Source organism: Pseudoduganella violaceinigra DSM 15887 (assembly GCF_000425385.1).
In the GTDB taxonomy this organism is placed as follows: Bacteria; Pseudomonadota; Gammaproteobacteria; order Burkholderiales; family Burkholderiaceae_D; genus Rugamonas; species Rugamonas violaceinigra.
Genome location: NZ_AUDI01000028.1, coordinates 24,911 through 42,099 on the forward strand (window position 1 = coordinate 24,911; position 17,189 = coordinate 42,099).

Below are 17,189 nucleotides of genomic sequence, written 5' to 3' on the forward strand. Positions count from 1 at the left end.
AGACTCTCGCCATGAATACAACACAACTCAAAGCGCATTGCCTCGCCCTGCCCGGTGCCAGCAGCCTGTTGCATGAACCGCCGGTCAACGTGCTCAGCTATAAACTGGGTGAGAAGACGTTCGCCTACTTCAAGACTAGTGAGCCGGAACAATGGCGCTTCAGCTTCCGCGCCTCACCTGACCGCTTTCTGGAATTGACCGGCATGCCAGGTGTGAAGCCCGCGCGCTATATGGGGCGCTTCCACTGGGTCACCATTGTCGACGTACGGCATTTCCCGCAGGACTATCTTGTGGAGCTGGTGCAATGGTCCTACGACCAAGCCCTGTCGTCGCTATCGAAAACAAAACAACGCGAACTCCTCGGACCGCCCTTGTGAATTGGTGCGGATGGGCTATAACTTAAGCCTGGATTCCCGCTTCCCACCACCGCCACCAAGGAAGGCCAACATGAAAAACAAGGCATTTGCGGCAATTGCGGTTTCCACCTTGCTATGCGCAACCACGCTGGCAAAAGACAAGGCCATGGACGATGTCGTCTGGCCAGCCGAATCGGTGAAATGGGAAGCCGGCCCCGTCGCCGGGACCAAGTTTGCAAAACTATGGGGCGACTGGATGAAAGGCGGTCCCTACGGCGTAATGGTGAAATTCGACGCCGGCCAGATCAACGCCTTGCACCACCATACCCACGCGCTGAAGATCGTCATCGTTTCCGGCACCTTCACGCACAAAACCGATGGTGGCGCCGAGACCAAACTCGGCCCTGGTTCCTACCTGATGCAAGCTGCCGGCAAAAAGCACGTGAGTGGCTGCGCCGCCGGCGCCGAATGCACATTCCTCATGTCGTCCGACGGCAAGTTTGACCTGATCGACGACTCCAAGGCAGCGGCCAGCGACAAGAAATAGACGACTCAGTCCTTGCCGTAGGTTTGCAGGAAATGCAGGATAGCGCGAATGTCGGCCTCACCGGCATTCGCGATATGGAACACATCGCGATCATCCCAGGTGATCCTGGCCTTGGTCAGCCTGGTCAGGCGGGCGCCGAAATCATCCATATCAAAGGCGTCGCCCAGTACGTGTGCACGCGGCGGCATCGTGCAAAAAACCAGCCGGAAGCTACGGTCAGGCATTTGCCGGATAACAGGTTCCCCGTTCGCGTCAAAGCCCCGCGCGTGGACTTCAGCAAACTTCGCGTTATTGCCACCCATAACGGATGCATAGCTCACATCACGAATGCCGCCTCTGCGGTCGTTCAAGTGCAGCGTAATGTCACGGTGGATGCTCGCCTTGGCCAGCTCGCCATGATCGTTTCTCACTGCGATTTCAATATTTTCGCCATCAACCAATGCATCGAAGACTTTCCGCTTACTGGGATGGATGCGTGCGGCGATTTCCATCGGCTCGTTTGCCAAATCACAGAAGCCGCTGTACATCGATTCGTACAGATGCATTTTCCCATCCTTGCTCAGTACCATGTTGTCGCAGGAGATTTGGAAAGAGTCCGACATATCGCTTTCATTCAGTCGCTGGTATGCCGCATTTTAGAGCATGCCATTGGCGTTTGTTCGGCAAGTGCAACGGGACTCAATCTCCCGCGACGAAATATGACATCCGCCACCCTTGTGCGGTTTTGGTGAATCCAGCGCGATAGTCCAAGCCAGCATTCGGCGGGCACTGGATATTGTTTTCGTCATTTCGGAAACCACATCGACGACCCGTAATCTGAAAAAGCTTCGCGGCTAAAATAGGATCACGCTTCCACGCTTCGATTGCCTGGTCCGCATTACCATCTCCGCCGAAGCTCCAGACAAACTCTGGCACCATCAATCCACGAAGTGCTTTGAATTTTCTATCCTTTGCCGCCACGCGAACTTCACGAATGATGGTTTGCGCTTCAATGGGAATTGGTCGGCCTTTTAAAGCGGCCCCTTCGTTACATCATTCATCATCATCACCATGAGAATTGATGAGACCATGTCCTAAGTTCCTTAGTTGAACTGAAAGTGGAAGTGATTGTCATGCTTCTTCCGCGGCATTACGCCAGAGATTTTCGCATCGTTGAAGAAGACACGAATAGATCCCACTGCGTTGGCGCGGAATAGCTCGATGAGCTTGGCGGTCAATTACGTCGCGTTCGACTCTGCCCAACGAAACTTCCCAAACATGTATCTTCCTTAGTACATATCGTCTGGGTTGGGCCGAAAGAGGGCATTTCATCTACGCTCACGCATATAGCTATTGATTACTTTGCCGTAGAGCTCCGTTTCCGTTTCATAGCTCATGCCAATGCGCTCGGCAACGCGACGCGATGATTCATTTCCAGAGCTGATGAGTGCCCGAACTTTCTGTTCGCGCCGAACCTCGAACGCATAATTCAGGACCGCCGCCGCCGCCTCGTTTGCGACTCCCTTCCCCCAGAAGCCTCGATAAGTATTCCATCCCAACTCCATCACAGCGGATTGCTCACGAAAGAAGGCCCCTACATTACCGACAAGCTGGCCAGTCTGCTTGTCCTCCAGAGCCCACCAACCAGCCCCTTGCAGAACCCATAATCCAGCCTGGGAACAGAAGATTCGCCACGCCGTTTGGCGGTCAGCTGAGCCCAAGTGAGCTGAGCTTTCGGGATTCATTAAATGGTCCGCAAATAATTCGAAGTCGTCGCTCCGATATTCGCGAAGCGTAAGCCGTTCTGTGTGAAGGCGCGGTATGGAAATAGCGAAGGCGTGATTCATGGATCGATCCTTTAGATTGCTAATTGTGATTAACCATCCCTTGTTGGTGGAAGCTGCCACAGCGAACTCTAATCCATCCGACAGCCGGTGTCAGGGCATGCCTAAGCTACTGCCGCTAAATTGAGTCGGCCAACTCTCGCCATCGGGCCTCAAGTAATGCCGCGTAAAGCATCGGCTGCAGCCCATAGCTTCCTAATGCGAAACCGTCATTCACTTCGATTAATGCGGTTTCGCCATTGGACAGGACCGCGAAGTCAATCGCAAATCCCCGCGGCGCTTGGTCAAACGCGGCGACCGTCGAATCAATGAACGAGAAATCCGGGAACTTTCGAAAATCGCCCCAGTAGTGCTTGCATCCGACAACAGCCCCATTTGTCACGTAGACGCGATACTCGGAAGTCATTTCCAGGACATCCGCACATACCACGCTTGTGCCGCCGTCAATACCGGCAGTGACCGCAAGGTCCGCATAGTTCCGGATCACGTGGCCGGGGAACTGCTTGAGTTTGTTCGCGGCCGGCTTGATAAACACTGCCTTGCCCGAGTCGACAAGTTCGCGGACGTCCTTTAGCGTTGCTTCCCAGATCCGCCGTTTTGCATACTCGCCCAAAGGCGGCGGCAAGGATGGAAGGGATGGAAAGGGAATGCCCAGTTTCGATAGCGCCTTCTGGATGATGGGAACGCCGCCCACAACAAGCATTTCTCCTGTTAGTTCGATGTCGTCGAATGCAGCGGCTTCGAAGAAGCGAACCTCGTGTCCCCGCTCCCTGAAACCGATAAAAGCACAATGACCGTTGGTCGTCGCAATCTCACCTGCGCGTTTTTGAATCAATGCGATCATTTTTCTTACCCGGCATCGCTTTTCAAAGATTTCTCCCAAATTGATCTGGCCAAGAAATCGATATTCGCACGCTTGTTCCCGCTCGACGACGCTGAGCCAAGCTGACGCTGAATCACTTGTAGACGCAAAAGCCGGATATCAGCCAACGCTTCTCGACTCTCGTGAAGAGAAACTTTGTTTCCCACTGATAGGGAGACACTACAGTCGCTGTCGCGGTTTGACCGCGCCACTTGGCCGACTTGATTTTCATACCGCTGACGAAGTCGTTCTTGTATTCGTATTCCTGGGCACAGAAAAAAGGATCCATGTCTTCTGTTTCCATCATCGGGCCGCGTCCATCATGTTTCAACTGGTCGAATGTTTCCTGGCCAAGGCCGCTAAACTCGGCCTCATAGCGCTTGTAGTAACGCGAAACGGCCGCAGGGAAATCGGGGGCGAAATAGCCGGATTGCATGAGGCGCGCCGTGTACGCATCGAGAGTAGACGTATCGAGATAGAAGCGGGAGGTTCCAGAAATGTCCTTGATTCGGGGTTCGAGTTTGGAGACCTCGTTGCCGTGTTCGATGGTCCACGAGTAGAAGCCCTGCGCGGTATCGAGAAGCTGCTGCTGGGGCGAACCCGCCAATGCGACTGGGATGCCCGCCAATAAGTACAGCAGCACAGCAAGCCCGCAGCGAAGAAGATTTTGAGGCATTTTGTTACGTTCCATCGAGGTTGTACGAGGTAGTCACGATATCGGACAAGCAGAGTGACAATTGAACTACTGGTCCGCACAAGGACATTCTACATGCCAAGAAATGTCCACATTTCTTCCTGACCCCTTGGGGGACGAAAGTTGCGGGCAAAAAAAACGCCACCCGGGGGTGGCGTTTTTGTCAGCGGCGTGAAGCTTACGCTTCGTCGCTGTGGTGCGGTTCGTCCGCTGGCAGTTCGGCCACGATGGCGGCGCGTTCTGCTTCCAGCAGCGCTTTGCGCTCTTCGGCTTCCCACACTTCCTTCTCTTTGCGGGCGCGGTGGAAGGCCAGGCCGGTACCGCCTGGGATCAGGCGGCCGACGATGACGTTTTCCTTCAGGCCGCGCAGACCATCGCGCTTGCCCATGATCGCAGCTTCGGTCAGCACGCGGGTGGTTTCCTGGAACGATGCGGCCGAGATGAAGGAGTCGGTCGACAGCGATGCCTTGGTAATACCCAGCAGCACGTTTTCGTAGGTTGCCGGGATCTTGTTCGCGGCATTCATACGGTCGTTTTCTTCCAGCAGCTCGGAACGCTCCACCTGCTCGCCGACGATGTAGTCGGTGTCGCCAGCGTTGACGATCTGTACGCGGCGCAGCATCTGGCGAACGATCACCTCGATGTGCTTATCGTTGATCTTCACGCCCTGCAGACGGTACACGTCCTGCACTTCGTCAACGATGTAGCGGGCCAGCGCTTCGATACCCAGCAGGCGCAGGATGTCTTGCGGATCGGCCGGGCCGTCCACGATCATCTCGCCCTTGTTCACCACCTGGCCGTCGTGCACCAGCACTTGCTTGTCCTTGGTAATCAGGAACTCGTGCTTGTTGCCGTCCATGTCGGTGATTTCCAGACGCTGCTTGCCCTTGGTCTCTTTACCGAAGGCCACGGTACCGGTGACTTCCGCCAGCATGCCCGCGTCTTTCGGCGAACGTGCTTCGAACAGTTCCGCCACGCGTGGCAGACCGCCGGTAATGTCTCGGGTCTTCTGCGATTCGGTCGGGATACGCGCCAGAACCTCACCCACGGACACTTGCTGGCCGTCTTTCACCATGATCAGTGCGCCGACCTGGAAGCCGATCGCTACGGCGTGTTCGGTGCCGGCGATCTTCACTTCCGCGCCTTCTTCGTTCAGCAGTTTCACCTGTGGACGCAGGGCCTTGCCTGGGGAACCACGACGCTTGGCGTCGATCACCACCAGGGTGGCCAGACCGGTCACGTCGTCGACCTGACGGGCCACGGTCACGCCTTCTTCGACGTTCTCGAAGCGGACCACACCGGCGTATTCGGTAATGATCGGACGGGTCAGCGGATCCCAGGTCGCCAGCGGAGCGCCGGCCTTGATGACCATGCCATCCTTGACGATCAGGGTGGCGCCGTACGGCACCTTGTGACGCTCGCGCTCACGGCCGTGGTCGTCGGTAATCAGCACTTCGCCGGAACGGGAAATGACGATCTGTGCGCCCTTGCCATTGGTGACGTAACGCATGGTGGCGGTGAAGCGCACGATACCGTTCGACTTGGCTTCCACCGACGAGGCCACTGCTGCACGCGATGCCGCACCACCGATGTGGAAGGTACGCATGGTCAGCTGGGTACCCGGTTCACCGATCGACTGCGCTGCCACCACGCCGACTGCTTCGCCGGAGTTGACCAGCATGCCGCGGCCCAGGTCGCGGCCGTAGCACTTGGCGCACAGGCCGTAGCGGGTGTCGCAGGTCAGCGGGGTGCGGACTTTGACTTCGTCCACGCCCATGCGCTCGATCTCTTCGACCATGTCTTCATCCAGCAGAGTGCCGGCTTCGTACACGGTAGCCTGGGTTTCAGGGTTGACGATGTCGGTGCCTGCCACGCGGCCGAGGATACGGTCGCGCAGGGCCTCGATCACTTCACCACCTTCGACCATCGCCTTCATCAGGGTGCCGTTGGAAGTGCCGCAATCGTCTTCGATCACCACCAGATCCTGGGTCACGTCGACCAGACGGCGGGTCAGGTAACCGGAGTTCGCGGTCTTCAGCGCGGTGTCGGCCAGACCTTTACGAGCGCCGTGGGTCGAGATGAAGTACTGCAGAACGTTCAGACCTTCGCGGAAGTTCGCGGTAATCGGGGTTTCGATAATGGAGCCGTCAGGTTTTGCCATCAGACCACGCATACCGGCCAGCTGGCGAATCTGTGCGGCGGAACCACGCGCACCGGAGTCGGCCATCATGTAAATCGCGTTGAACGATTCCTGGGTCGACTTGGTGCCGTCGCGACGGATCACGTCTTCGACTTTCAGCTGGTCCATCATCGCCTTGCCGACTTCATCGGAGGTCTTGCCCCAGATGTCGACGACCTTGTTGTAACGTTCGCCGGCGGTGACCAGACCGGAAGCGTACTGCTGCTCGATCTGCTTCACTTCCGCCTCGGCGGTGGCGATCATGGTCTTCTTCACGTCCGGCACCAGCATATCGTCCACGCAGATGGAGATACCGGCGCGGGTTGCCAGGCGGAAGCCCGACTGCATCAGCTGGTCGGCGAACACCACGGTGGCGCGCAGACCGCACTTGCGGAAGGACGTGTTGATCAGCTTGGAGATCTCTTTCTTCTTCAGCGAACGGTTCAGTACGCTAAATGGCAGGCCTTTCGGCAGGATCTCGGACAGGATGGCGCGGCCGACCGTCGTTTCATAACGGGTCAGGGTGCGCACGAACTCGCCGCTCACCGGATCTTTTGGATTCTCGACGATACGCACGGTGATGCGGGTCGCCAGTTCCACTTCCTTGTTGTCGTAGGCGCGGATGACTTCGGACACGTCCGGGAACATCATGCCTTCGCCCTTGGCGTTGACGGCTTCGCGGGTCGCGTAGTACAGACCCAGCACGATATCCTGGGAAGGAACGATCGATGGTTCGCCGTTCGATGGGAACAGGATGTTGTTCGACGCCAGCATCAGGGTGCGGGCTTCCATCTGTGCTTCGATCGACAGCGGAACGTGGACTGCCATCTGGTCACCGTCGAAGTCAGCATTGAATGCTGCGCAGACGAGCGGGTGCAGTTGGATCGCTTTACCTTCGATCAGCACAGGCTCGAACGCCTGGATACCGAGACGGTGCAGGGTTGGTGCACGGTTCAGCATGATCGGATGTTCGCGGATCACTTCTTCCAGGATGTCCCACACCACTGGCTCTTGCACTTCGACCAGCTTCTTGGCGGCCTTGATGGTGGTCGCGAGACCCATCAGTTCCAGCTTGTTGAAGATGAATGGCTTGAACAGTTCCAGGGCCATCAGCTTTGGCAGACCGCACTGGTGCAGTTTCAGCTGTGGACCCACGACGATCACGGAACGGCCGGAGTAGTCGACGCGCTTACCCAGCAAGTTCTGACGGAAGCGGCCGCCCTTACCCTTGATCATTTCAGCCAGCGACTTCAGCGGACGCTTGTTGGCGCCGGTCATCGCTTTGCCGCGACGGCCGTTGTCCAGCAGCGAGTCGACCGCTTCTTGCAGCATGCGCTTTTCGTTACGCGTGATGATCTCTGGAGCACGCAGCTCCATCAGGCGCTTCAGACGGTTGTTACGGTTGATGACGCGGCGGTACAGGTCGTTCAGGTCGGAGGTCGCGAAGCGGCCGCCATCCAGCGGGACCAGCGGGCGCAGTTCCGGCGGCAGCACCGGCAGCACTTCCATGATCATCCAGTCCGGCTTGATGCCGGAACGCTGGAAGGCTTCCAGCACTTTCAGGCGCTTGGCGTACTTCTTGATCTTCGCTTCGGACTTCGATTCCTTCAGTTCCACGCGCAGGGCTTCGGCATCGCGGTGGATGTCGATCGAGCGCAGCAGTTCGCGGATACCTTCCGCGCCCATGAAGGCGGTGAAGTCGTCGCCGTACTCTTCGTACTTGGCGGCGTAGTCGTCTTCCGACATGATCTGGCACTTCTTCAGCGGGGTCATGCCTGGATCGGTCACAACGTATGCTTCGAAGTACAGGACGCGTTCGATATCGCGCAGGGTCATGTCCAGGACCATACCCAGACGCGACGGCAGCGATTTCAGGAACCAGATGTGGGCAACCGGCGACGCCAGCTCGATGTGGCCCATGCGCTCACGGCGCACTTTGGCCAGGGTCACTTCAACGCCGCACTTTTCGCAGATGACACCGCGGTGCTTCAGGCGCTTGTACTTGCCGCACAGGCATTCGTAGTCCTTGATCGGGCCAAAGATCTTGGCGCAGAACAGGCCGTCGCGCTCTGGCTTGAAGGTACGGTAGTTGATGGTCTCAGGCTTTTTGACTTCGCCGTAAGACCACGAACGGATTTTCTCAGGAGAGGCCAGACCGATCTTGATCGCGTCGAACGACTCGTTTTGCTGTACTTGCTTGAATAAATCGAGCAGGGCTTTCATGTATCACTCCAGATGGTGACGAATTCTTTACTGTCTTAAAACCGGTAGTTCGGTGCCTGACCCGCGGGGTCGGGCACCTGGTACGCGGCAGCCGCGGGGCGCCTGGTGTCTGACCTTGCGGGTCAGACACCGTTCTGCCGGTTTTAGTTGCGTTCCAGGTCGATATCGATACCCAGGGAACGAATCTCTTTCACCAGCACGTTGAACGATTCCGGCATGCCGGCGTCGATCACGTGGTCGCCCTTGACGAGGTTTTCGTACACTTTGGTACGGCCGTTCACGTCGTCGGACTTCACGGTCAGCATCTCTTGCAGCACGTAGGACGCGCCGTACGCTTCCAGTGCCCACACCTCCATCTCACCGAAGCGCTGGCCGCCGAACTGGGCTTTACCGCCCAGAGGCTGCTGCGTCACCAGGGAGTAAGGACCGGTGGAACGGGCGTGCATCTTGTCGTCGACCAAGTGGTGCAGCTTCAGCATGTGCATCACGCCCACGGTGACTTTGCGCTCGAACGCTTCGCCGGTGCGGCCGTCGTACATGGTGACCTGGTTCTTGGACGGGGTCATGCCCAGGTGCTTGGCGATATCGTCCGGATACGCCAGGTCCAGCATGCGGCGGATTTCCGATTCGTGCGCGCCGTCGAACACCGGAGTCGCGAACGGCACACCCTTCTTCAGGTTGTAGGCCAGCTTCATGATCTCGTCGTCGGACAGGGACGCGATGTCTTCCTTGGCGCCGGACTCGTTGTACACGGTGGTCAGGTACTTGCGCATCTCTTCGACTTTGATCTGCGCTTGCAGCATCTCGCCGATACGGATGCCCAGACCCTTCGCTGCCCAACCCAGGTGGGTTTCCAGGATCTGACCAACGTTCATACGGGACGGAACGCCCAGTGGGTTCAGCACCACGTCTGCCGGGGTACCGTCAGCCATGTATGGCATGTCTTCCACCGGAACGATACGGGACACCACACCCTTGTTACCGTGGCGGCCTGCCATCTTGTCGCCAGACTGCAGGCGACGCTTGACGGCCAGGTAGACCTTGACCATCTTCTGCACGCCAGGCTGCAGTTCGTCGCCCTGGGTCAGCTTCTTACGCTTCTCTTCGAAGGCCAGGTCGAACTGGTGGCGCTTCTCGGCGATGGATTCCTTGATGGCTTCCAGGGCCTTGGCCATGTCTTCGTCGGCAGGACGGATGTCAAACCAGTGGAACTTGTCCAGGTCGTCCAGGTAGTCCTTGGTGATCTTGGCGCCTTTGGCCAGCTTCTTCGGACCGCCATTCACAACTTGGCCGATCATCATTTTTTCCAGACGCTGGAAGGCGTCGCCTTCCACGATGCGCATCTGGTCGTTCAGGTCCAGGCGATAGCGCTTCAGTTCATCGTCGATGATCTGCTGGGCGCGCTTGTCGCGTGGGATGCCTTCGCGGGTGAACACTTGCACGTCGATGACGGTACCAACCATGCCGGATGGCACGCGCAGCGAGGTGTCTTTCACGTCGGAGGCTTTTTCGCCGAAGATCGCGCGCAGCAGCTTCTCTTCCGGGGTCAGCTGGGTTTCGCCTTTCGGGGTCACCTTACCGACCAGCACGTCGCCGGCTTGCACTTCAGCGCCGATGTACACGATGCCGGATTCGTCCAGGCGAGCCAGTTGGTTCTCCGCCAGGTTCGAGATATCGCGGGTGATTTCTTCCGCGCCCAGCTTGGTGTCGCGGGCAACGACGGACAGTTCTTCGATGTGGATCGAGGTGTAACGGTCGTCTTTGACGACGTTTTCCGAGATCAGAATCGAGTCTTCGAAGTTCAGACCATTCCATGGCATGAAGGCCACGGTCATGTTCTGGCCCAGTGCCAGTTCGCCCAGGTCGGTCGATGCGCCGTCGGCGATCACGTCGCCTTTAGCAACGCGGTCGCCCACTTTGACGATAGGACGCTGGTTGATGTTGGTGTTCTGGTTGGAACGGGTGTACTTGATCAGGTTGTAGATGTCCACACCGACTTCACCAGCCTGTGCTTCTTCATCGTTCACGCGGATCACGACGCGGCCCGCGTCGATGTAGTCCACCACGCCGCCGCGCAGTGCCTGCACGGTGGTGCCGGAGTCGACTGCCACGGTACGTTCGATACCGGTACCGACCAGCGCCTTTTCAGGACGCAGGCAAGGCACGGCCTGACGCTGCATGTTGGCGCCCATCAGTGCACGGTTCGCGTCATCGTGCTCCAGGAATGGAATCAGCGATGCTGCCACGGACACGATCTGGCCTGGCGCAACGTCCATGTACTGCACGCGCTCTGGCGAGACCAGGATGGTTTCGCCGGCTTCACGCGAGGACACCAGTTCGTCGACCAGCTTGCCTTCTTCATTGATCTTGGCGTTTGCCTGGGCAATGATGTAGCGGCCTTCTTCGATGGCGGACAGGTAGTCGATCTTGTCGGTGACCTTGGAGCCTTCGACCTTGCGGTATGGGGTTTCCAGGAAGCCGTATTCGTTCAGGCGGGCGTACAGTGCCAGCGAGTTGATCAGACCGATGTTCGGGCCTTCAGGCGTTTCGATCGGGCACACGCGGCCGTAGTGGGTCGGGTGCACGTCGCGCACCTCGAAGCCGGCGCGTTCGCGGGTCAGACCGCCAGGGCCCAGAGCGGAGACACGGCGCTTGTGGGTGATTTCCGACAGCGGGTTGGTCTGGTCCATGAACTGCGACAGCTGGGACGAACCGAAGAACTCGCGAATCGCCGCCGAAATCGGCTTGGAGTTGATCAGGTCGTGCGGCATCAGGTTGTCGGCTTCGGCTTGGCCCAGGCGCTCCTTGACGGCGCGCTCAACGCGCACCAGGCCGGCGCGGAACTGGTTCTCGGCCAGTTCGCCCACGCAACGTACGCGGCGATTACCCAGGTGATCGATGTCGTCGACTTCGCCGCGGCCATTGCGCAGCTCGACCAGGATCTTGATCACGGCCAGCACGTCTTCGTTGGACAGGGTCATGGCGCCGGTCAGTTCATCGCGGCTGATGCGGCGGTTGAACTTCATGCGGCCCACCGCCGACAGGTCGTAACGGTCCGGGCTGTAGAACAGGCCGTTGAACAGGGCTTCCACCGACTCTTCGGTTGGCGGTTCGCCAGGACGCATCATGCGGTAGATCGCCACGCGCGCGGCGGTCTGGTCGGCGGTGTCGTCGATACGCAGGGTCTGCGAGATGTAGCCGCCCTGGTCCAGGTCGTTGGTGTACAGGGTCTGGATGGCGCTGATGTTGGCGTCGCGCAGCTTGCCCAGGGTTTCCTCGGTCAGCTCGTCGTTGGCCAGGGCCACCACTTCGCCGGTTTCCTGGTCGACGATGTTCTTCGCCAGGACGCGGCCCAGCAGGTAGTCTTCCGGCACGGAGATGTGCTGGATGCCGGCCGCTTCGATTTCGCGCACGTGCTTGGCGTTGATACGCTTGTCTTTGGTGACGATGGTCTTGCCCGACTTCGGATCGACGATGTCGAAGCGCGCGACTTCACCGCGCAGGCGTTCGGACACGAACTCCATCTCCGCGCCTTCGGAGCGCAGGGTGAAGTTGTCGAAGACGAAGAAGTTCGCCAGGATCTGTTCCGGGGTCATGCCGATCGCCTTCAGCAGGATCGATACCGGCATCTTGCGGCGGCGGTCGACGCGGAAGTACAGGATGTCTTTCGGGTCGAACTCGAAGTCCAGCCAGGAACCGCGGTAAGGGATGATACGTGCCGAGAACAGCAGCTTGCCGGACGAGTGCGTCTTGCCGCGGTCGTGCTCGAAGAACACGCCTGGCGAACGGTGCAGCTGGGACACGATGACACGCTCGGTACCGTTGATCACGAACGAGCCGGTGGTCGTCATCAGGGGCAGTTCGCCCATGTAGACTTCCTGTTCCTTCATTTCCTTCACGACCGGCTTGGTTGGCGATTCCTTGTCCAGGATCACCAGGCGCACTTTGGCGCGCAGCGGGGAAGCGAAAGTCAGGCCGCGCAGTTGGCATTCCTTGACGTCGAACGCCGGGTCACCCAGGACGTAGGACAGGAATTCCAGACGGGCGAAGCCGTTGTGGGAAACGATTGGGAAGATCGACGTGAAAGCCGATTGCAGGCCTTCGTTCTTGCGGTTTGCAACGGGAGTGTGCTCTTGCAAGAAGTTCTCGTAAGACTCGAGCTGGGTAGCCAGCAAGAACGGAACGTTGTGGACGTTGGCGCGTTTCGCAAAGGACTTGCGAATGCGTTTCTTCTCAGTAAATGAGTAGTGCATGGACACTCCGTGTGAGACAGGAAAAGGTAGAGAATTCAGAATTGCGGGCGCGCTGCGCAATGCTCAATTCACTATAAAACAACAACTTCTACTTCAGAGACGACAAAGGAGCCAAGGGCGGACCCTCCCTTTCGGGAGAGATCCGCCGCATTGGCTTCCTAAACTAAGGCAGTTACCCGCCTTGGTTCAATTACTTCAGATCGGCCTTGGCGCCAGCTTCTTCCAGCTTCTTCTTGCCAGCTTCAGCGTCAGCTTTCGACAGGGCTTCTTTCACGGTCTTCGGTGCGCCGTCAACCAGATCCTTGGCTTCTTTCAGGCCCAGACCGGTGATTTCGCGAACAGCCTTGATCACGCCAACTTTGTTAGCGCCGACTTCGGACAGAACCAGGTTGAATTCGGTCTGTTCTTCAACTGCAGCAGCAGCAGCGCCGCCGCCAGCGGCTGGAGCTGCCATTGCAGCTGCGGACACGCCGAACTTTTCTTCGAATGCCTTCACCAGTTCGTTCAGGTCCATTACGGACATTTCGGACACTGCGTTCAGGATGTCGTCTTTGGAAATTGCCATTTGAAACTCCTAATTTGTTTGTAGTACTACAGAATTGGTATTGACTAAGAAACCAGGCCAGCGATTAAGCGGCTTCGGTTTCTTTTTTGGCTGCCAGAGCAGCCAGGCCACGTGCAAAGCCCGACACCGGAGCCAGCATAACGCCCAACAGCTGCGAAATGAGGACTTCACGGGAAGGAATGCTCGCCAGTGCGGTAACGCCAGCTACGTCGAGCTGCTTACCTGCATAGTTACCAGCCTTCAGGACCAGTTTGTCGTTGGTTTTGGCGAAGTCGGCGAGGACTTTCGCTGCAGCAACAGCATCATCCGAGATCGAGTAGATCAGCGGACCGGTCATGGAATCGGCCAGAGCGGCGAACTGCGTGCCTTCTACTGCACGACGTGCCAGGGTGTTCTTCAGAACACGGATGTACACGCCTTGCGCACGCGCATTAGCACGGAGTTTAGTCAAGTGACCAACCTGGATGCCACGGTACTCGGCCACAGCGATAGTTTGCGCAGTTGCTACTTTTGCGGAAACTTCGGCAACGACGGCCTTTTTGTCATTCAGATTGAGACCCACGGTCTTCTCCTTAAATAATGCTCGGCTTGCGCCTCGCATCGGTTCGAACAACGGCGTCCGAGGTTTAGGAGTCTAAAGGGACTACATAAACTTGTTCGGGTACACCATCTGCGTTGGGCGCTTTCGCGATTAACCGGCTGCCTACCTGATGCATCCGGCCCAACGGTCTTTGAAGGCCTGCCGGCAGCTTTCACTGCCGGCAATCCCAAAGATCCGCCTGGTCTTCCGACCAGGACTTAATTTGATACAGCGGTATCAGGGGCCAACACGCTGCGCGTGTCAGCACCTGACACCGAAAAGTTCTTAAAGACCAGCGTGATCCACGCGTACGCCAGCGCCCATGGTGGACGACAGGGATACTTTGCGCAGGTAAACGCCTTTCGACGATGCTGGCTTAGCCTTGTTCAGTGCGTCGATCAGGGCAACCAGGTTGCTCTTCAGATCGGCGTCAGCGAACGACTTGCGGCCGATGGTGGCGTGGATGATACCAGCCTTGTCGGTACGGTACTGAACCTGGCCGGCTTTCGCGTTTTTCACGGCGGTAGCGACGTCAGGGGTAACGGTGCCCACTTTCGGGTTAGGCATCAGGCCACGTGGACCCAGGATCTGGCCCAGGGTACCAACGATACGCATGGTGTCCGGGGAAGCGATCACGATGTCGAAAGGCATGTCGCCGGCTTTGACGCGCTCAGCCAGGTCTTCCATACCAACCACGTCGGCGCCGGCAGCTTTCGCTTGCTCAGCCTTGTCGCCGGTTGCGAACACAGCAACGCGCACGGTCTTACCGGTGCCAGCTGGCAGAACCACGGAACCACGGACCACCTGGTCGGACTTCTTAGGGTCCACGCCCAGTTGAACGGACACGTCGATGGATTCGTTGAACTTGGCGGTGGCCAGTTCTTTCACCAGGGCGACAGCGTTGTCGAAGGCGTACACTTTGGTACGGTCTACTTTGGCCTTGATGGCTTGAGCGCGCTTGGACAGTTTTGCCATGATTAGATGCCCTCTACGGTGATGCCCATGGAACGTGCGGAACCAGCGATGGTGCGTACAGCAGCATCCAGGTCGGCAGCGGTCAGGTCCGGGGTCTTCAGTTTAGCGATTTCTTCAGCTTGAGCGCGGGTCAGCTTGCCTACCTTGTCGGTATGCGGCTTGGCCGAACCTTTTTGCACGCCGGAGTGCTTCTTGATCAGGAAGGTCGCTGGAGGGGTCTTCATCACGAAGGTGAAGGACTTGTCCGCGAACGCAGTGATCACGACTGGGATTGGCATGCCTGGCTCCATACCTTGGGTCTGCGCGTTGAACGCTTTGCAGAATTCCATGATGTTCAGACCGCGCTGACCCAGTGCTGGGCCGATTGGAGGGGATGGGTTTGCCTTACCAGCTGGAACTTGCAGCTTGATAAAGCCAATGATTTTCTTTGCCATTTGGGCACTTCCTATCGTTGGATTGAGTAGTAGCGCCCCGCACGCGGCGGGGCTCCTCTTTTTGGCAGCTTAGACGCGCTGCCGAGCGTTAAATCTTTTCGACCTGGCCGAACTCGAGCTCGACAGGCGTTGCGCGACCGAAGATGGTGACCGACACACGCACCTTGGATTTTTCGTAGTTGACTTCTTCGACGTTGCCATTGAAATCGGTGAACGGGCCATCCTTGATGCGGACTTGCTCGCCCACTTCGTACAGCACTTTCGGACGTGGCTTTTCCACGCCTTCCTGCATTTGCGTCATGATCTTTTCGATCTCGCGCGCAGGGATCGGGGTCGGTTTATTCGACTTGCCGCCGATGAAGCCGGTCACTTTGCTGGTGTTTTTCACCAAGTGCCAGGTTTCGTCGGTCATTTCCATTTCCACCAGCACGTAACCAGGGAAGAAACGGCGCTCGGTCACAGACTTCTGGCCGTTGCGCACTTCAACCACTTCTTCGGTCGGCACCAGGATCTGGCCAAACTGATCCTGCATGCCGGCACGCTCAACACGCTCCGTCAGGGCGCGCTGAACGCTTTTCTCCATGCCGGAGTAGGCGTGTACGACATACCAGCGTTTGTTGCTGACTGGCGTGGAGACCGCCTGCGCCGGGTCCTTGCCCGGCTGCTCGTCTTGCACAATTTCGCTCATTATTTCTTCCAGCCCAGGATCAGGTCGTACAACACAAATTCGAGGATCTTATCCGTGCCCCACAGGAAGATCGCCATTACCAGCACAAAGGCGAACACAATCATGGTGATCTGACGCGCTTCTTTGTGGGTTGGCCACACTACTTTCTTCGTCTCGCGAACGGATTCCTTCGCGAAATTCAGGAAATCACGGCCTGCAGCAGAGGTGTACGCGATGCCAGCGGAAATGAGCAAACCAACCACAAGCGCAGCTGCCCGCACCAGGGTTGGTTTACCGGTCAGGATGAAGAATCCGACCACGCCTGCAATCAACGCCACAACTGCCAACACGACTTTGAACTTATCGTTCGTCGTGCTAACGGTTTGCACGGATTGATTAGACATTTACTTTACTTTCGGTGCCCTGCACCAGATTCGGTGGCAGGGGCGGAGGGCATCGAACCCCCAACCTTCGGTTTTGGAGACCGACGCTCTGCCAATTGAGCTACGCCCCTACGTAAAACTTTACAGTGAATCCGTAATTCTAGCACCCATCAGCGATGGGCGCTAGTCTTGGCTGGATTCTTTTCGCCTTAAGCCAGGATCTTGGCTACGACGCCGGCGCCGACGGTACGGCCGCCTTCACGGATTGCGAAACGCAGACCTTCTTCCATCGCGATCGGGGAGATCAGCTTGACGGTGATGGAGACGTTGTCGCCTGGCATAACCATTTCTTTGTCCGCTGGCAGTTCGATCGAACCGGTCACGTCCGTGGTACGGAAGTAGAACTGTGGACGGTAGTTGTTGAAGAACGGGGTGTGACGGCCGCCTTCATCTTTCGACAGAACGTAGATCTCGCCGGTGAAGTGATCGTGCGGCTTGATCGAACCTGGCTTGGCCAGAACCTGGCCACGCTGAACGTCTTCACGCTTGGTGCCGCGCAGCAGCAGGCCAACGTTGTCGCCGGCTTGACCCTGGTCCAGCAGCTTGCGGAACATTTCCACGCCGGTGCAGGTGGTTTTCACGGTGTCG

Annotated in this window: 16 protein-coding genes and 1 tRNA gene; 2 read left to right on the forward strand and 15 right to left on the reverse strand. The window is 57.8% G+C overall.

The window, feature by feature from the left end:
* The first annotated feature begins 11 nt into the window (after nucleotides 1-11).
* The gene (locus H597_RS0115785; RefSeq protein ID WP_028102995.1) at nucleotides 12-377 is read left to right on the forward strand and encodes an MmcQ/YjbR family DNA-binding protein; all 366 of its coding nucleotides are present in this window, start codon (nucleotides 12-14) and stop codon (nucleotides 375-377) included.
* 70 nt (nucleotides 378-447) lie between these two features.
* The gene (locus H597_RS0115790; RefSeq protein ID WP_028102996.1) at nucleotides 448-903 is read left to right on the forward strand and encodes a DUF4437 domain-containing protein; all 456 of its coding nucleotides are present in this window, start codon (nucleotides 448-450) and stop codon (nucleotides 901-903) included.
* A 5-nt stretch (nucleotides 904-908) separates the two neighbouring features.
* On the opposite strand, the gene H597_RS0115795 is transcribed toward H597_RS0115790, so the two are convergent.
* From H597_RS0115795 to H597_RS0115860, 15 genes are all read right to left on the reverse strand, one after another.
* Nucleotides 909-1,448 carry a hypothetical protein gene (locus H597_RS0115795; protein WP_154668132.1) on the reverse strand — a complete coding sequence of 180 codons (540 nt, stop codon included), beginning with the start codon at nucleotides 1,446-1,448 and terminating at the stop codon, nucleotides 909-911.
* A gap of 133 nt (nucleotides 1,449-1,581) precedes the next feature.
* On the reverse strand, nucleotides 1,582-1,863 hold the full coding sequence (locus H597_RS34880) for a hypothetical protein (protein ID WP_154668133.1): 282 nt from the start codon (nucleotides 1,861-1,863) through the stop codon (nucleotides 1,582-1,584).
* Nucleotides 1,864-2,210: 347 nt separating this feature from the next.
* On the reverse strand, nucleotides 2,211-2,729 hold the full coding sequence (locus tag H597_RS31170; protein ID WP_051293844.1) for a GNAT family N-acetyltransferase: 519 nt from the start codon (nucleotides 2,727-2,729) through the stop codon (nucleotides 2,211-2,213).
* Nucleotides 2,730-2,844: 115 nt separating this feature from the next.
* Complete coding sequence (locus H597_RS31175) at nucleotides 2,845-3,570, reverse strand: ATP-grasp domain-containing protein (RefSeq protein WP_051293845.1); 726 nt, start codon at nucleotides 3,568-3,570, stop codon at nucleotides 2,845-2,847.
* A 112-nt stretch (nucleotides 3,571-3,682) separates the two neighbouring features.
* Nucleotides 3,683-4,279, reverse strand: a complete 597-nt coding sequence (locus H597_RS0115810) for a hypothetical protein (protein WP_154668134.1) — start codon at nucleotides 4,277-4,279, stop codon at nucleotides 3,683-3,685.
* Between the two features lie 181 nt (nucleotides 4,280-4,460).
* Nucleotides 4,461-8,684: a DNA-directed RNA polymerase subunit beta' gene (gene rpoC / locus H597_RS0115815; RefSeq protein ID WP_028102999.1), complete on the reverse strand. Its 4,224-nt coding sequence runs from the start codon at nucleotides 8,682-8,684 to the stop codon at nucleotides 4,461-4,463.
* 143 nt (nucleotides 8,685-8,827) lie between these two features.
* On the reverse strand, nucleotides 8,828-12,937 hold the full coding sequence (gene rpoB / locus H597_RS0115820; RefSeq protein WP_028103000.1) for a DNA-directed RNA polymerase subunit beta: 4,110 nt from the start codon (nucleotides 12,935-12,937) through the stop codon (nucleotides 8,828-8,830).
* A gap of 190 nt (nucleotides 12,938-13,127) precedes the next feature.
* Nucleotides 13,128-13,502, reverse strand: coding sequence for a 50S ribosomal protein L7/L12 (gene rplL / locus H597_RS0115825; protein ID WP_028103001.1), 375 nt, complete (start codon nucleotides 13,500-13,502; stop codon nucleotides 13,128-13,130).
* Nucleotides 13,503-13,566: 64 nt separating this feature from the next.
* Nucleotides 13,567-14,064: a 50S ribosomal protein L10 gene (gene rplJ / locus H597_RS0115830; protein WP_028103002.1), complete on the reverse strand. Its 498-nt coding sequence runs from the start codon at nucleotides 14,062-14,064 to the stop codon at nucleotides 13,567-13,569.
* Nucleotides 14,065-14,367: 303 nt separating this feature from the next.
* On the reverse strand, nucleotides 14,368-15,057 hold the full coding sequence (rplA, locus tag H597_RS0115835; RefSeq protein ID WP_028103003.1) for a 50S ribosomal protein L1: 690 nt from the start codon (nucleotides 15,055-15,057) through the stop codon (nucleotides 14,368-14,370).
* A gap of 2 nt (nucleotides 15,058-15,059) precedes the next feature.
* Nucleotides 15,060-15,491, reverse strand: a complete 432-nt coding sequence (rplK, locus tag H597_RS0115840; protein WP_028103004.1) for a 50S ribosomal protein L11 — start codon at nucleotides 15,489-15,491, stop codon at nucleotides 15,060-15,062.
* 88 nt (nucleotides 15,492-15,579) lie between these two features.
* A complete protein-coding gene (nusG, locus tag H597_RS0115845; protein ID WP_028103005.1) occupies nucleotides 15,580-16,179 on the reverse strand; it encodes a transcription termination/antitermination protein NusG in 600 nt (199 codons plus the stop codon).
* Nucleotides 16,179-16,562: a preprotein translocase subunit SecE gene (gene secE, locus H597_RS0115850; RefSeq protein ID WP_028103006.1), complete on the reverse strand. Its 384-nt coding sequence runs from the start codon at nucleotides 16,560-16,562 to the stop codon at nucleotides 16,179-16,181. Before secE ends, nusG begins: the two co-directional genes overlap by 1 nt.
* Nucleotides 16,563-16,596: 34 nt before the next feature.
* Nucleotides 16,597-16,672 (reverse strand) — tRNA-Trp (locus H597_RS0115855).
* A gap of 78 nt (nucleotides 16,673-16,750) precedes the next feature.
* On the reverse strand, nucleotides 16,751-17,189 hold a 439-nt coding region (locus H597_RS0115860; protein ID WP_028103007.1), incomplete at its 5' end, for an EF-Tu C-terminal domain-related protein.

Coding starts and splice junctions, on each gene's coding strand:
- H597_RS0115785 (WP_028102995.1), top strand. CDS start 12: ATGAATACAACACAACTCAAAGCGCATTGCCTCGCCCTGCCCGGTGCC.
- H597_RS0115790 (WP_028102996.1), top strand. CDS start 448: ATGAAAAACAAGGCATTTGCGGCAATTGCGGTTTCCACCTTGCTATGC.
- H597_RS0115795 (WP_154668132.1), bottom strand. CDS start 1,448: ATGCATCTGTACGAATCGATGTACAGCGGCTTCTGTGATTTGGCAAAC.
- H597_RS31170 (WP_051293844.1), bottom strand. CDS start 2,729: ATGAATCACGCCTTCGCTATTTCCATACCGCGCCTTCACACAGAACGG.
- H597_RS31175 (WP_051293845.1), bottom strand. CDS start 3,570: ATGATCGCATTGATTCAAAAACGCGCAGGTGAGATTGCGACGACCAAC.
- H597_RS0115810 (WP_154668134.1), bottom strand. CDS start 4,279: ATGGAACGTAACAAAATGCCTCAAAATCTTCTTCGCTGCGGGCTTGCT.
- rpoC (WP_028102999.1), bottom strand. CDS start 8,684: ATGAAAGCCCTGCTCGATTTATTCAAGCAAGTACAGCAAAACGAGTCG.
- rpoB (WP_028103000.1), bottom strand. CDS start 12,937: ATGCACTACTCATTTACTGAGAAGAAACGCATTCGCAAGTCCTTTGCG.
- rplL (WP_028103001.1), bottom strand. CDS start 13,502: ATGGCAATTTCCAAAGACGACATCCTGAACGCAGTGTCCGAAATGTCC.
- rplA (WP_028103003.1), bottom strand. CDS start 15,057: ATGGCAAAACTGTCCAAGCGCGCTCAAGCCATCAAGGCCAAAGTAGAC.
- rplK (WP_028103004.1), bottom strand. CDS start 15,491: ATGGCAAAGAAAATCATTGGCTTTATCAAGCTGCAAGTTCCAGCTGGT.
- nusG (WP_028103005.1), bottom strand. CDS start 16,179: ATGAGCGAAATTGTGCAAGACGAGCAGCCGGGCAAGGACCCGGCGCAG.
- secE (WP_028103006.1), bottom strand. CDS start 16,562: ATGTCTAATCAATCCGTGCAAACCGTTAGCACGACGAACGATAAGTTC.